The following is a 15,313-nucleotide window of genomic DNA, read 5'->3' on the forward strand; positions in this document are numbered from 1 at the left end:
ATTTGTGTTTAGTTACTTATTTTAAAAAGTAACTTAGGTTAGAATTAAACCATAATTTTAATTACCATAATATTTTTTTGTAAAAAGACCTAATCATTATCCTGTAAAAAAATATTATTCCTTTTTACTAAATAATGTTTATAATTTTTAAAAGATTTTGTGTAAAAATTTTCCTCGGAGTTGGCATCAAGATTAATTTTATTGATCAATGTTAATAATTGACCTGAAATTAAAGGAGGGTGAACAAATAAAATTAATAATAAAATGAGAGGAAATCCTAAAGCTCCTTTAATGAAAAAGGAAACTATATATTCATATTCAAATTGAAAGCTTCCCAAAATAAAATCTATAAATAGCAAAGTTAATCCAACAACTATTGCATTAATAATCCCAAAAGAATAAGACTTTAATGTCTTAATTAATTCTAGTTTTAAGATTTTGTTCATTAAAAACATATAGGCAATAGTATAGAAAAAATCGCTTACAACCACAGCCCAAGCAAAACCAATTAAACCAAGATCCATTAAAATATAAAACATTACACAAATAAATAATATCCTCATTATAATAAGAACCATCTTTATATTTAAATGTGCAGTTGCATCACAAACTATTCCAGCAAACATATTTATCATACTTAATGGTATCGCAATTGCAAGTATCCTAAGGACCGTTATCGAAGGCTCCCATCCCTCTCCCAAAACTACAAGTACAATCTCTTCGGCAGAAAAAATCAAATAAGAACTAAAGGGAAACAAAACAATAATAACTAAGGAGATAATTTTCAGGTATACCTTCGAAAGTTCTTTAATATTATCTTGCAGACGGCTAAAAGAAGGCATCATTACTTTGGCCACACTAGTAGTAATATAGTATAAAGGTAAATAGACCAACTGAGATGCCCTATCATAGAATCCAAGCAATCTTGTTCCTAAGAATTTTTCTATTAATATTTTATCGATACTAATATTAATAAATTCAAAAAAGCTATTTATGGAAACTCTACCACCATATGACAAAAATGGTTTAAACCTTTTCCATATAAATAAGGGTTTTATAGGATGTTTAATTACAATAAAAGAAAGGAAACCATTTATTAAAATTTGACTAATTGAAGCACAAATTAAACTATATACACCAAAGCCAAAAAACGCCATAGTAATACCAATAAAAACATATCCTAAAACAAATGAAACTATTTCATTTATGGCAATATTCTTAAAACGTAAATCCCTGGAAAGTAAGCTAATAGAGGTAGTAAACAGTCCTTGAAAAATAAAGGTAATTGAGGCGAAACGCACAATTTCAGGCAAGGAAGGATTTTCTGATATTAAATAGGAAAGTGATGAAAAACTCCAAACTATTAAAGCAGAAACCAACCCTAAAACCGTAGATACTGTAAACGCAATTCTTATATCTTGTCTTTCTAGTTCAAGTTTCTGAATTATCGCCTGCCCCATCCCCATTTTAGCAAAATAATCTACGAATCTAAGGACCACATGCATTAAAGCATATAACCCAAAGGTTTCAGCATCTAACAAATGACCCATTATGGAGGTATAACCGATTTGAATTACTGCTCTAACAATGGTAGAAACACTACTCCATTTAACTCCATTTGCCGTTTTTGAAGCCAGATTTTTATTCAAAACTATTAAAATTACTTAAGTACTATTCTTTTAAATAAAGGGGATAACCAATTTCAATCCTCTTTTTTATAAGGCATCACGGTAAACCGAAATAAGTTTACTAATTGATTTTTCAATATCAAATTGTTCATTTGCTAAGCTGATAGCATTTTCTCCCATCTTTTTTTGAAGGCTTTCGTCCTTGCTTAGTTTTATAATTGCATTTTTAAAGTTCTCCCTGGGCTCTTCTACAACAAAACCATTAAAATCATTAATTACAAGGTCCTTTACTCCATAATTATTATAAATAATAGAAGGCAACCCACAAAATAATGCCTCTAATAAGGAAATAGGTAATCCCTCATATTTTGAAGGCATTACAAAAATATCACTTGCCACGACCAATTCTCGAACATCATTTCTCTTTCCTAAAAAAGAAACATAGTTTTCAATATTCAGATCTTTGGTTCGCATAATTAATTTTTCTTGTTCTGGTCCATCTCCAACATGAATATAAAATAAGTTAGGGACCTCCTTTATGATCTCTGGAATAGATTCAATGATATCTGTATGGTTTTTTTCGATAGTTGTTCTTCCCACTGAGATAATAACTAAACTATTCTCCTTGATTCCTAAACTCTTTCTCTTTTTTAACTTTTCTTCAGCAGTTCCTGGTGTAAAAGCTTTATTCTCAGTCCAGTTTGGAATTACAGTAGTCTCTAAACCATAAACTTCCTTTTCTACTTCACTAACAGATGCACCAATTGTTAAGAATTTTACTTTAAAAAAGTTCTTAACAAAATGCCTTTCTATTTTTTTCCTGAGTCTTAAATTGCCTTGAAAAACAAGAAATACATTATGGACTGTTCTAAAAACACCCGGTACACCTGCCATTCTTGCTACTATAGCGAACAATGAGAATGCACTTTCTCTATGAATATGGACAATATCATATTTCCCATTTTTAAGAAAATAATAAAAATTCTTTAATAATTGAAGAGAATCCTTTACTGTACTTTTTAAACCAGGTCTTTGAAATTCAATGAAATGAACTTTGTAACCATTTTTTTCTAATACAGCGGCATACTCTCCAATTTCTTCCCCAACGCCCACAACATGTAATTCTAGTTCGTCTTTAAGAAAATAGGGAGCAGCAGTATTAAGCATTATTTCTGCACCACTATATCTTATTTCGTTTAATACATGCAATACTTTCATAAAAAATTATTATAGGAACTCTATTTTTAGACTATAGACCTTTTTTACACCAAATAATAGAGAAAGGGTTAAATCCACCTTTCTGAAAAGATCAATTATCAAAATTTGATTGAAAAATAACAGAAAAGAAAATTCATTTTCTAGCAAAAATATTTTGCAATTTCACCTGAAAATGAATTCATGAAAATGTTTAATTAACTATAACTATAACCATTTTTTCCATCGCTATAGCCATACATTGAGGAGGATAATTTCACATCGTTAAGTACAACACTTATTTCTGTGATTTTCCTTGAATCATACAAATCATTTATTTCTCCTAATAACTTTTTATTTGTATAATTAGACCTGACAATATAAATACTTGAGTCAATATACTTTCTTAATATAAAATATTCAGAAACAAATCCAATTGGAGGTGTATCAATAAGAATTTGATCAAAGTTGGCTTTTAACTTTTCAATTAACTGATCCATCCTAACGCTATCTAAAATAATAGTTGGATTTGGGTTATTTGGGGAGAAACCAGCATCAATTACCATTAAGTTGTCAATTTTCGTAGGCTGCAATATTTCCTCTATTTCGCTATCTCCCACTAGGTAATCAGCTAACCCTTTTTTAGCATTTAAATTAAAATACTCGATGAATTTTGGTTTACGCAGATCCCCACAAATTAATACAGTTTTCTTTCCTGATTGGGCAAAAGCAGAGCTTAAATTTACTGAACAATAAGTCTTCCCCTCTCCGCTTACAGAGGATGTTAAGCCAATAACTTTTGTCGTATGTTTTCCATTAGAACTCATTCCATTTCTGGAAAGATTGGCATTTCGCATATGTTCAATATTGACTCTTAAAGATCTGAAGGATTCTGCAACTGCTGATTTCGATTTACCTTCAAAAACCAAAGAAGTAGACTTCTCACCTTTAAGGATCATACCCAAATATGGAATCTTGGTGGAGCTTATTAAATCCTCTTTAGTTTTCACATTATCGTCAAGATAATCTTTCATAGTAATGAACACATAAGGAATTAATAACCCTACGACAATTGCAATTAAATAAGAAAGCATCGGGCGTGGGGAAATGGGGGTACTTCCCTTCATTCTGGCAGCGTCAATTATTTTAACATCAGAAGTAGTAGTAGTCAATAATATTTCGGCCTCAGTCTTTTTTTGTTGAAGGTTTTGGAAAGTAGCTTTATTAAATTCTGAAGACCTTTCCAATTCATCAATTTGTCTTGCTTTAGTAGGGATTAAACTAATTTGGGACTCATCTCTTATTATTCTGTTATCCAAATCTCTTTTACTAATCACCTTTGCCTGAATTGAGCTGGAAATGTGGCCTTTTAGCTGCTCTTTTGTGGCATTTATTTGTACATCCAGAGTTTTTACCTGAGGGCTTCTTTCTCCTAAAGATTGAACAGCCACTAAACGCTGTTGTCCAAGCGTTGCTAAATCATTAATTAATGAAATGACCACTGGATCATTTATACCGAAAGTAGAAGTAGCACTAGAAACCGTAGTGGAACTATTTAAATAATCATTAAGCTGTTGATATAACCTTAATTCACCTTCTAGTTCATCTCTTTCTTTTCGAAGGGTTGCAAGACTTCCCGTCAATTGTGCAGTCAAAAATTCAGTATTCGGCATACTGGTACTAGCCTTATAATTGGATTCCTTCGTCTCCGAAACATATAAATTATATTTTGCAGTGTATAATTGCTCTTCAATATAATCTAAGGCCTCTTTACTTTGTTTTCTTTTCTCTTCCAGATCTTTATCTGCATAAACTTCCATCAATGTATTCATGATGGCTATTTCTTTTTTAGGGTTTGCACCTTTTGATTCTATATCTAAAATATATGAATCCCTGTCTCTTTCTGAAACTTCTAATTTTCCAACATATCTGTCAGCTAAATCATCAAAGTTATTGAACATGAAATGCAGCGGTTGTTCCGCCACTAGTTCTCCCTTAAACTCATTGTCAGGTATTAAACGGAAGGTAAGGTGATCACTTTTGTAGGCTTCCCCAAAATTCAATTCCTCACTTATCACAAGTGAGGGTAACCTGGTCACAATTTCGTTAGTTTCATAATTGTAAATGGCAACATTTTCTGCGTTCACATCAATTTTATAGGTCTCGGCAGAAATAATGGTAATAAAAATTGGGGTATTCAAAGGTTGAGGATCCAAAGAATCCAATAATACTGTAAAAGGAAAACTTCCAGGCCCGTATTGTTCATTTTTCCCTGGTTTTTCATCCATATAGTAGGATACTTTCATATCCAGCTTTTCAAATGTAGTCCTGAGCATGGAAAATGAAGTAAGCTTGCCCATTTCATCTTTTAAGTTAGGGCCTTTATTAGTATTATTGGCACCCATGGCAGTTAATATCTGACCAACGCTTCTATTTACGGCTTGTCCCTGGCCAATTAACATACTTGCCTTAAAACTGTAAATTTTTTCAGCAGTTTTATTATATACAAATGCTAATAAACCGGCAATTACTAAGGTCCCTACAAAGTAGTACCATTTGGATAGTATCCTAAAGAAAATCTTTTTTACATCGATGAATACGGTATCTTGATTATCCATTTTCTTTAAAATTTGGTTATTGGATTTTATATTTTTAATTAATCTACATTAAGTCCTTTTTTAGGAGCCTGAACCCCTATACAATTTACTAAGAATAGTTCATTAATGCAGGTTAATTGTTTTAATTATTTTGATTTTGAAAGCTAATAATGACATTTGCCACCAGGGCCAGTGCAGTAATTCCTGCAAAAACAGCAGTATATACAGGCAGGTTAGACCTTTTTGTTACTGTTTCAAGTGGCTGAACATAGATTACATCATTGGGTTGTAAATAATAATAATCTGATCTAAGTGTATTTGTATCTGTTAAATCCAGTAATACTACTTCCACACCCTTAGTTGTTTGCCTTACTAATTTAAGATTTTTCCTATCACCACTTGTTGTAAGGTCTCCTGCATTACCAATTACTTCAAATAAGGTAGATTGGTTATTATAAACATTATAATTACCTGGAGCATTTACTTCCCCTAAAACGGTAACCTGAAAACTCACCATTTTCACCACTACATTCGCATTTACCAGATAATCTTTTATAGAAAGTTGAACTCTAGTGGTAATTTCGTCTATCGTTAATCCTTCAACTTTAAGTTTTCCTATAAGGGGTAGTGAAATACTTCCTTCATTATCTACCGAATATCCTTTAAGGAACAAGGTGGCCTCTGCATCATTTCCTGTCTGGAATCTATTGGCGTCTCTATTGAAAATTAAAGCAGATGCTGGATCATTTGGGCTTGTAATATCTACTGTAATTACATCATTTACCTGAACTTTATAATCTGATCTGGAATTGGTAAACTGCTCAGGTCTTTGTTTATTAATTGTTGTACTTTGTAAATAAACTAACTCAGAATTAGACGTGCAAGAAATTGCAAATGATGCAACGATTAGAAAAGAGATTAACTTATACATAAAAATTTGACAAGAAGTTTAAGTGTTTAGATTTTCAGTTAGTGATTTTATCCAAATGCCACAATATTTTGTAAATATAGTTAGGTGTACGTGAAAAAATAATTTGTAACGATAACATTAAGGTTTGTTAACCTAACCCAAATTTCAGCAACTATGAATATGGTTGAAGATGTAATTCCCTAAAAATTTACCCCACAATCTTGGTAGGATAAGTAGACAAAATTAGAAAAAAAATGATTTTTTTATCAAAATACATCTTTTTTCTTACATCGAGTACAAGGAATAACCTTTCATTTTTTAATAAGAGGTAAGCTCCTTTAATTACCACACATTTAATACCCTGATAAAAAGGATGTTATAATTAACCAGGAATAAGATTTTGTTTTCATTCCTTCTCAAATCAATTCATTGTCTGGTATACTGGTTTTATCAATATTTTTATTTAATCTGGCTAAAACTAATCAGTCTATCTAGAAAATCATTTAAAAATCCATTTTTATTTACCAAACTCACATTAGTTATTACAAATTAATGATATTAACTTTAGCCAAGTTATTTCACTCATTTTTTCACCATGGTACTTTCCCCAATCAGACTTTTTCTCATTTCTCTTATTTTCATTTGTTTCGGTTGTTTAAAGAAAAAGGATACCATCTCTTCAATTAATAAAAAAACCAATATTTTACTCATCATGGCTGATGATATGGGCTATTCTGATATTGGTTGTTATGGCGGGGAGATAAATACTCCCAATATTGATCGTTTGGCCAAAAATGGTTTAAAATTCACACAATTTTATAATACAGCGAGATGCTGCCCTACAAGAGCCAGCCTTTTATCTGGTCTTTACCCTCACCAGGCAGGGATCGGCCACATGATGGCAGACAAAGGTCAGATTGGGTATAAAGGAGACCTAAGCCAAAATTGTATTACCATTGCCGAGGCCCTTAAACCAGTGGGATATAAAACATTTATAAGTGGAAAATGGCATATCACTAACCACGTTGGGGAGTGGTCTGGAGTGGATTCTCTAAAAAGTAAACATAACTGGCCTCTACAGAGGGGTTTTGATAAGTTTTTTGGAACAATTCATGGTGCGGGTAGTTTCTACGATCCGGTTTCCCTAACCAGAGGAAATGATCCTATAGAGCCTGAAACCGAAGATTTTTACTACACTGATGCTATTTCTCAAAATGCAGTTTCCTTTATGGAAAATCATTTCCAAAATCAACCTGAAGATCCTTTTTTCTGTTATGTAGCCTATACTGCACCACATTGGCCGCTTCATGCATTGGAGGAGGACATTCAACGATATAAAGGACGATATAATCTAGGATGGGATGCCATTCGAATGGAAAGATTTCAGAAAATGAAAAGACTGGGCCTCTTAGAAAAGGATTGGGAAATAAGTGAAAGAGATTCCCGTGTACCTGAATGGGATACTTTGGAACACACCAACTGGCAGGAAAGGCGAATGGAGGTATACGCTGCCCAGGTGGACCGTATGGATCAGGGAATTGGGAAAATCATTCAAACACTAAAGGAAAATGATCAATTTGAGAACACCCTGATTATTTTTCTGGCAGATAATGGTGGTTGTGCAGAAGAATTAAGTTCAAAATGGAAAGGTCTTCATATTCCTCAAAAGCAAAGAAATGGTGATCCGGTAGTAGTGGGTAATGAAAATACGGATTATATGCCGGGACCTGAGGAAACCTACCAGAGCTACGGAATTCCCTGGGCTAATGTCTCTAATACTCCTTTTCGAATGTACAAGCACTGGGTACATGAAGGAGGTATTTCCTCTCCTTTGGTGATCAGCTGGCCTGAGGGAATCGAATCCAGTGGAGAACTCAGAAAGCAACCCAGTCATCTGATTGATATTATGGCTACCTGTTTAGATGTGAGTGATAGTGAATATCCCTTAAATTATAAAGGAAATACCATTATTCCATACGAGGGCAAAAGCCTTGTACCTGCTTTTAATAATTTACCCATTGATCGGGAAGCCATCTATTGGGAGCATGAAGGGAACAAAGCTGTAAGGGTAGATAATTGGAAATTAGTCGCCAAAGGAAAAAATGGAGCTTGGGAATTGTATGACTTGGAAAAAGACAGGACTGAAGTCAATAATCTGGCCTCACTTTATTCTGAAAAAGTAGACCGAATGAGTAAAATGTGGGAAGTCTGGGCTACAAGGACAAATGTTCTGCCCTTTCCCAATTAAAAAGAATCTTTTAGTCTTTGTTTTACTAACTATAAATCACCCTGGGAAGGATTTCACTAAATTCAAAGGGAGAAATATTTTTACCCTTAAAAGTTCTAATCTCCTTTGCTCCTGTTTTTTCTATTCTGATTATTTCATTTCGGTCAGCATTCAGAAACTCCCAGACCTTAACCCTGGTCCCGATATTTTTTTCTGATAAGTTGAAATAGATGCCATTTAGGGTATTTTCTCTATAAAATTGTTCCCCCTGAAATTCAAAAATATTTCTGGGTTTATCTCTAAAATGGATTTCTATTTCCAGCGCATTACTTATGGCATAAAAATTTATTCGTTCGAAGTGAGTGATTTTAAATTGCTGATCATCAGGCTTTACATTTATCAATACGGTATCCAGTCCCGATTTAATTTTAAAGTTTTTTTCTGTAGAGCCATCTTCCCAATCATATTGGAATTCCCCGGTCACATCCCAAGTTTTAAACTGGTAATCTAGCATAAATCCGGTTTTCAAATTTTCAACTTTTATTTGAGTAGGGTCATATGGTGGAGCGAAAACTCTTGGCTTTTTTTGAGCCTGATTTTCGATTTTTTTATTGACTCTTTTCTTAATAAAATCAAGAGAATCTTTTGGTTTCTGTCGGGGCCTTATTTTATATTTTCTATTGAGCATAAAAATAATTTTCTGGGCTTTTCCATAATTTAATCTGGAAATCACACCAGGCATACGAAACAGATTAATAACCCATCCCACAGCAAAGCCAAACCCAGTAAGCCAAAATAGTAATTGCTTAAAAATTTTCCCCTGGTACAAATAAGATGTGCCCAAAATAAAATGAAAAAGGTAAGCCAGGCCAAGGTTTTTTATATTTTGGCTATAGAGAACAAGGAATTCTTCTTTTCCGGCATCCGGTAGTTTTTCAAGCTGACTACTAAGTCTTAGTGGAAAGTTCCTGTGAATTTTTTTGCTTAAGTTATTATTTCCCATTTTTAAATCAGCACATCTTTAATCAGGAGAAAGTTCCTATAAAGTTATATACTTTTTAAATATTGAAAGGGTTCAGGTTTTTATAAATAGTTTCGAATGAATTATATGGACTGGTAAATTTTTTATTTAAATGGTGAAAATTTCAACATTACAAAAACCAATTGAGCATCCAGTTAATTATTGAAAACACGATACTGAAACCAATTGCCCAGCCAAAATTTTTCACTTTAAATCCTTCCAAAACGGCATCTACAATCAGAATTATTACAGCATTGATTACCCAAAGGAAAAGCCCGAAAGTAATTATAGTTATGGGAAAAGATAGAAATGTAAGTACGGGTTTGATAAAAAAATTGGCCAGTCCTATAACAATAGCTGTTAATATAGCATGCCAAAAGTTTTTCACTTCTACCCCCTCCAACAATTTGGCAGTAATGAAAACAGCCAATGCACTAACTAAGGTTTGAATTATAAACATTGAATTATGGTAAATTTAGTAGTTATGTAATAATGATACGTTTTAGAAAAAACCAAAACGTTTTTTTAAACATACGGGAAATTGGCACAAAAAAAAAGAGCAATTATATAAACTGCTCTTTGGTTATTTTGAATGGAATAAATACAAGTGCAACTGCCAAAAATCTACTCCAACAATATTAAGTGAGGTATTCCATTTGATTACAAAAATCAGGAAAATACACCTTTATAATATCTTTGGAATTAAAAGAAATCATCATCGGAACTAATTACTCCTTTTCTATTAGTCGAATCAGTTTTGTTTACTAATTGCGCCTGCTCATATTTCCAGCAATCGAATTCCGGCATTGGCTTGTTTGGTTTAATAAACTCCCCGTTTTCATCTTTTTCCAAATAATAAGGCAGCTCATCATCTGCATATACTTTTTCCATATATTTAGCAAAAGCTGGCATTGCCTGTCTACCTCCCTGTCCATATTTCAGGCTTCTAAAGTGAATGCTTGTCTCCTCACCGCCAGACCAAATTCCAGTTACAAGATTTTTAGTTATGCCAATAAACCATGCATCTGAATAATTGGAGGTTGTGCCGGTTTTACCACCAACCTCTCTTCCTCTAATAAAATCGTAGCCCTGTCGGTCCTCATAAATCGCCCTGGTTCTTAACCCTATTGAGGTACCTCCGGTTTCTTCATTCGATCCTCTCAGCATATAAGTCATGGTATAAGCTTCTTCCTCTTTCAAAGCCTCAATAGTATGTGGCACAAATGTTTCCAAAACTTTTCCTTCTTTATCCTCAATTTTGGTAATATAAATAGGTTCAGTCCATACACCCTGATTAGGGAAAACGGTATAAGCAGCAACCATTTCAAATACGGAAACATCACTGGTTCCTAGACATAAAGAAGGCACCCTTTCAATTCTCTCCTTCTTTCCGTATTTATCTCTCAGGAATTTTATACCAAAATTTTCCTCTGCATATTTTCCCACAATGTCAGGTCCAAGTTCCCTCATTAAATAAACAGCAGCCGTATTTTTTGACATTGCCATAGCCTGCCTTAAGGTAAAAGTATTATAAGAATATTCAGAACTATTGGCCGGTGTCCAGGTCTCTCCGTCTGGCAAATCAATACTCATTGGAGCGTCTAATACAGGGAAACAGGGATGCATACTTCTTTCTGCTACGGCTGCAGAATAAATAATTGGTTTAAATGTAGAACCAGGTTGTCTGAAACCCTGCTTCACATGATCGTACTGAAAATATTTAAAATTAATTCCACCAACCCAGGCCTTTATATATCCAGTGTGGGGATCCATGGACATCATTCCTGAATGTAAAAAATGTTTGTAATACTTCAGAGAATCCATTGGGCTAAGGGTGGTATCTTTTTCGAAAGTAGGACTATCCCAGGTAAATACTTTCATCTTTCGAGGTGTATTTAAGACCCTGTCAATTGAATCCTTGTTGCCACCGTATTTTAGTTTTAAAACCCTATATCTTTCTGTCCACTTGATTCTGGTTTGAAGAAATCCTTTTATTTCTCCATTTTCCTCTGTAATCCATGGATTTCTCCCTTTCCAATGCTCAAAAAACAATTCCTGTTGATTTCTCATATTTTCCAACACCGCTTCTTCTGCATATTTTTGCATTCTGGAGTCGATGGTGGTATAAATTTTTAAACCATCAGTATAAAGGTTATAATTTTCTCCGTTGGGCTTTGTATGAGTTTTACACCATTTTTTTAATTCTTTAGCAAGTTCAGCCCTGAAATAAGTGGCCGAACCCGTATAATGGCTTTCCACCTTATAATCAGCAATATCAACAGGTTTTTCTTTTAGGGTATCATAGGCTGCTTTATCCAGAAAACCATACTTCACCATCTGGCTCATCACGGTATTTCTTCTTCTCAGTGCATGATCTGGAAATCTTTTTGGATTATAATATGATGGGTTTTTAAGCAAACCAACCAAAATGGCAGCCTGCTCTACTTTCAGGCTATCCGGAGTTGTACCAAAAAATGTTTTGGATGCCACTTTTATTCCAAAAGCATTACTGCCAAACTCAAATTGATTGAGATACATGGACATGATTTCCTCCTTGGTATAGGATTTTTCAATTTCAATGGCAAGCATCCATTCTTTTGTTTTGGCAATTAATTTCCCTAAAACAGGAATGTCATTCAATTTCCCGGTTTCCAGATTTCCTCTGGTATTAAATTGAATTTTGGCAAACTGTTGCGAAATTGTACTTCCTCCTCCTTTGGGATTAAAAGTTAAAACACCAAAAACGGCTCTTCCAATACTCCTTAAATCAATCCCACTGTGTTTTTCGAAACGAATATCTTCTGTAGCCTTCAGTGCATTTACCAAATTAGGGGAAATTCCATCATATTCCACGGGGTTTCTATTTTCCATAAAATACTTTCCTAAAACTTCCCCATCGGCTGTATAAACAATGGAAGCTAATTGGCTTTGAGGGTTTTCCAAAGCCGATAAGTCTGGAAATCCACCTGCCAGATTAAACCAGTTATCTCTCACGGCCATGGTATAGCAAACAAAAAAAACCACCCCTGTTATAAAAAGTCCCCAAAGAATTTTGGAAATTCTACTATACATATATCTTAATTTTTATCAGTCCAAAAATGCTGAATAATTTCTCAGTTTGTCAAAAAAATGATTCTAAACTACAAAGTTAATAAAGGTCAATATTTGCCCTAAATTTTAAATTTATTTAACGTTATTCTTTCTTCTTATTCTCTTCTTCTGATCCATTTTCTTCACCCTCCCCAATATCAAGGTGAGCCGTTGGTAATCCGCTTTTCAGGTTTTTAGCATAATCCACCAAATCACTTTCGCCAAATTCATTTATAAAATCATTGAGTGCAAAGTAATAGTATTTCAAGTCATCGGTAGTTTTTCCCACAATCATGGCCTTCAGTAAATGAAGTTTATCCATATAAATATTTTCTGGATAATTATTAATCGCCATACTCAATAGTGAATCTGCTTGCTCGTATTTGGTTTCCTTAAAAAGTGCAAAGCTTTGATTATACAAAGCCTCTGCTTCTTCATTTTTAATATTGCTTTCTTCTACATAGTTTGGATTAATTAATATCTTGGCATAGAAAGATTCCGGATATTTGGAAATAATGGTTTGCTTATAATTATCATGACTACAGGAATCGATTTCTTTGCAAATCAGATACATGATGTAGATTCCTTCCGGTGTATTCTCACCTTGTGGGAATTCAGATGCTAGCCTTCCCAAAGTACTGAAAACATTATCTGGTTCCTTTAATCTGTAGGCATAAACCTTTCCCAATCCGAACAACCCTTCATCCAGCTTGGCCCTTACCGCAGTCATTTTATCTGGAGTTGTAGGCACCTCTTCCTGCCTGACTTCCAGTGGTTTTATACTGGCAAATATATCTTCCTGAACTTCCTGTTCCTGAGCCTTTGGGTTATTCCCCGAAACTCCTGCCAATTGTTCTTCCGGCAATGAATTGAGTTCTTTTTTCGATCTCCTCCAATTATCTTCTAGAGGCCGGCTACCCCATTTTCTAATAAAATTCGTCTTCCCAAAAACCTTGGCTGTTGAATTTGAAAAATACCATCCTGCATTCTCCTTTTCCTCCAAATCTGCAGACGTTGCTGAAGCCACCTTTTTTCTTTTCTCGTCTCTCAAATCTTCATTGCGTTTTTGGAGAAGCACCGCTTCTTTTTCCTTTTCAATCTCATCCTCAAGAAAATTTAGCCTTTCCTCCTCTGAAAGTTTAGAAAGCATAATCAAACGGTCTTGCTCTTTGACCATGCTATAGTATTTGGAAAACTCCACCAGAATATCGGCCAATTCCTTCGTGGGTTCATATTCCTTTATTTTAGGAGGCATTACCTGAACAGTACTGTCATAATATAATGCAGCCTTTTCAAAATCTTTTAAATGATAATAATAAATTTCACCTGCCTTTAGGTAAGAGTAAGACTTCTGAATTACATTCGAAGTACTCATTTGAATAGACTCATTCAAATAGTTTAGTGCGGTAGGATAATCTCCCTGTTTCATGGCAAATTTTGCCATTTCATAATATATTTTGTCTCTGAATTCACTATTTTTCTCATCTGAAAGCAACTTCCTGTAATATTTGGAAGCATTTGCCATATCCTCCTCACTTTCAATCTTTTGCACACCAGACCTATTCAAACTTGAATGAAATTCCATTTCATAAGTCGGACTTTTCTTTAAGGCGATATCGTAGTTTTTATAAGCCTCTTCATCAAATCCCTGCATTTGGTAAATCTGCCCTAAAATGTAATGGTATCTGGTAAGATCCGCCCTTTTCTTTACAAAAGGTAAGGCCTTTTCCAGATGAAGAGCAACTTTGGTATAATCTTCAAGATTCCGGTTATATTGGGCCATAACCAGGTGATAATTCTTAGTATTTTCTTCACTAAATGGCACTTTCTCTTTTCGGATATAATCCAGAACGGATGGAACAGTACTCATCTGGTCAGACTCGATTAAAGTTCTGATTAACAAAATAAGGGAAGCATGCCTTGCTTCAGAATCTTCAGAATTCGTATTTACATACCTGAAGGTTAAAACAGCATTCATAAAATCCCCCTGATACAATCGGGATTTCCCAATCACAATATAGCAATCATCCACCCATTTGCTGGATTCATGCCATTGTATTGGCAATGATGCTTTTTCAATGACATATTCAAAACCAGCCTTCTGACCTGCCGAGGCATTCGTATCGATAGCGGGTAATACCTGAAGAATATCGTTGTAATTATTTTGAGGTTTGCCAAAAAGATTATCTTCAATCTCCAGCATTTTTTCCTTTGCCAAAAAATAGGCATTAAATCGTGCAGTAGTGTCGTGGTACTGCTGACAGGAAGATAATAGAGAAATAAACAGGACTATTAAAATCCCCGGAGTTTCAATTCTAATGTTAAAAAAAAATTTCAGCATAAAATGTGATTCTTCACTGTGCTTACCTTAAGCAGAAAGTTATTACTGAGTGAAAAACTAATCTTCAAAGTAAAATCTTTTAATGGAATCTGCTTAGATTAAAAAGTATCCTGAATAAAAATGGAAAAAGTATTTTTTTATTAGACAATTATTAAAATAAAATTTACAAACCTCTATTTTAATATAAATTTCAAAGGCTTTCCTTTATGAATTTTAGTTTTAAGACAATTCGATTTTTGATTACAACAAATAAATTATGACTTTTTTTTCGAATTTCTAAAACCAGCCAAAAAATATAATTACGC

At 33.8% G+C, this 15,313-nt stretch carries 9 protein-coding genes; 1 reads left to right on the top strand and 8 read right to left on the bottom strand.

Features of this window, described 5'->3' with window-relative positions:
• Positions 1-89: 89 nt before the first annotated feature.
• From A3EM_RS0114575 to A3EM_RS42455, 4 genes are all read right to left on the bottom strand, one after another.
• Positions 90-1,649 (bottom strand): lipopolysaccharide biosynthesis protein, encoded by a 1,560-nt coding sequence (locus tag A3EM_RS0114575; RefSeq protein ID WP_020528958.1) that lies wholly within the window; start codon positions 1,647-1,649, stop codon positions 90-92.
• Positions 1,650-1,715: 66 nt separating this feature from the next.
• Positions 1,716-2,846: a glycosyltransferase family 4 protein gene (locus A3EM_RS0114580; RefSeq protein WP_020528959.1), complete on the bottom strand. Its 1,131-nt coding sequence runs from the start codon at positions 2,844-2,846 to the stop codon at positions 1,716-1,718.
• A 194-nt stretch (positions 2,847-3,040) separates the two neighbouring features.
• Positions 3,041-5,440: a GumC family protein gene (locus A3EM_RS0114585; protein ID WP_020528960.1), complete on the bottom strand. Its 2,400-nt coding sequence runs from the start codon at positions 5,438-5,440 to the stop codon at positions 3,041-3,043.
• Positions 5,441-5,561: 121 nt separating this feature from the next.
• Entirely contained in the window at positions 5,562-6,350 is a 789-nt protein-coding gene (locus A3EM_RS42455) for a polysaccharide biosynthesis/export family protein (protein WP_020528961.1), read from the bottom strand.
• Between the two features lie 574 nt (positions 6,351-6,924).
• Here A3EM_RS42455 and A3EM_RS0114600 point away from each other — a divergent pair.
• Positions 6,925-8,577, top strand: a complete 1,653-nt coding sequence (locus A3EM_RS0114600) for an arylsulfatase (protein WP_020528963.1) — start codon at positions 6,925-6,927, stop codon at positions 8,575-8,577.
• Between the two features lie 25 nt (positions 8,578-8,602).
• On the opposite strand, the gene A3EM_RS42460 is transcribed toward A3EM_RS0114600, so the two are convergent.
• The 4 genes from A3EM_RS42460 to porW form a co-directional block, all read right to left on the bottom strand.
• Positions 8,603-9,559, bottom strand: a complete 957-nt coding sequence (locus A3EM_RS42460) for a DUF4178 domain-containing protein (RefSeq protein WP_020528964.1) — start codon at positions 9,557-9,559, stop codon at positions 8,603-8,605.
• A gap of 148 nt (positions 9,560-9,707) precedes the next feature.
• A complete protein-coding gene (locus A3EM_RS0114610; protein ID WP_020528965.1) occupies positions 9,708-10,037 on the bottom strand; it encodes a phage holin family protein in 330 nt (109 codons plus the stop codon).
• Positions 10,038-10,279: 242 nt separating this feature from the next.
• Positions 10,280-12,649 carry a transglycosylase domain-containing protein gene (locus A3EM_RS0114615; RefSeq protein WP_020528966.1) on the bottom strand — a complete coding sequence of 790 codons (2,370 nt, stop codon included), beginning with the start codon at positions 12,647-12,649 and terminating at the stop codon, positions 10,280-10,282.
• A 121-nt stretch (positions 12,650-12,770) separates the two neighbouring features.
• Entirely contained in the window at positions 12,771-15,008 is a 2,238-nt protein-coding gene (porW, locus tag A3EM_RS0114620) for a type IX secretion system periplasmic lipoprotein PorW/SprE (protein WP_020528967.1), read from the bottom strand.
• Positions 15,009-15,313: the final 305 nt, after the last annotated feature.

The organism is Flexithrix dorotheae DSM 6795, from assembly GCF_000379765.1.
Taxonomy (GTDB): Bacteria; Bacteroidota; Bacteroidia; order Cytophagales; family Flammeovirgaceae; genus Flexithrix; species Flexithrix dorotheae.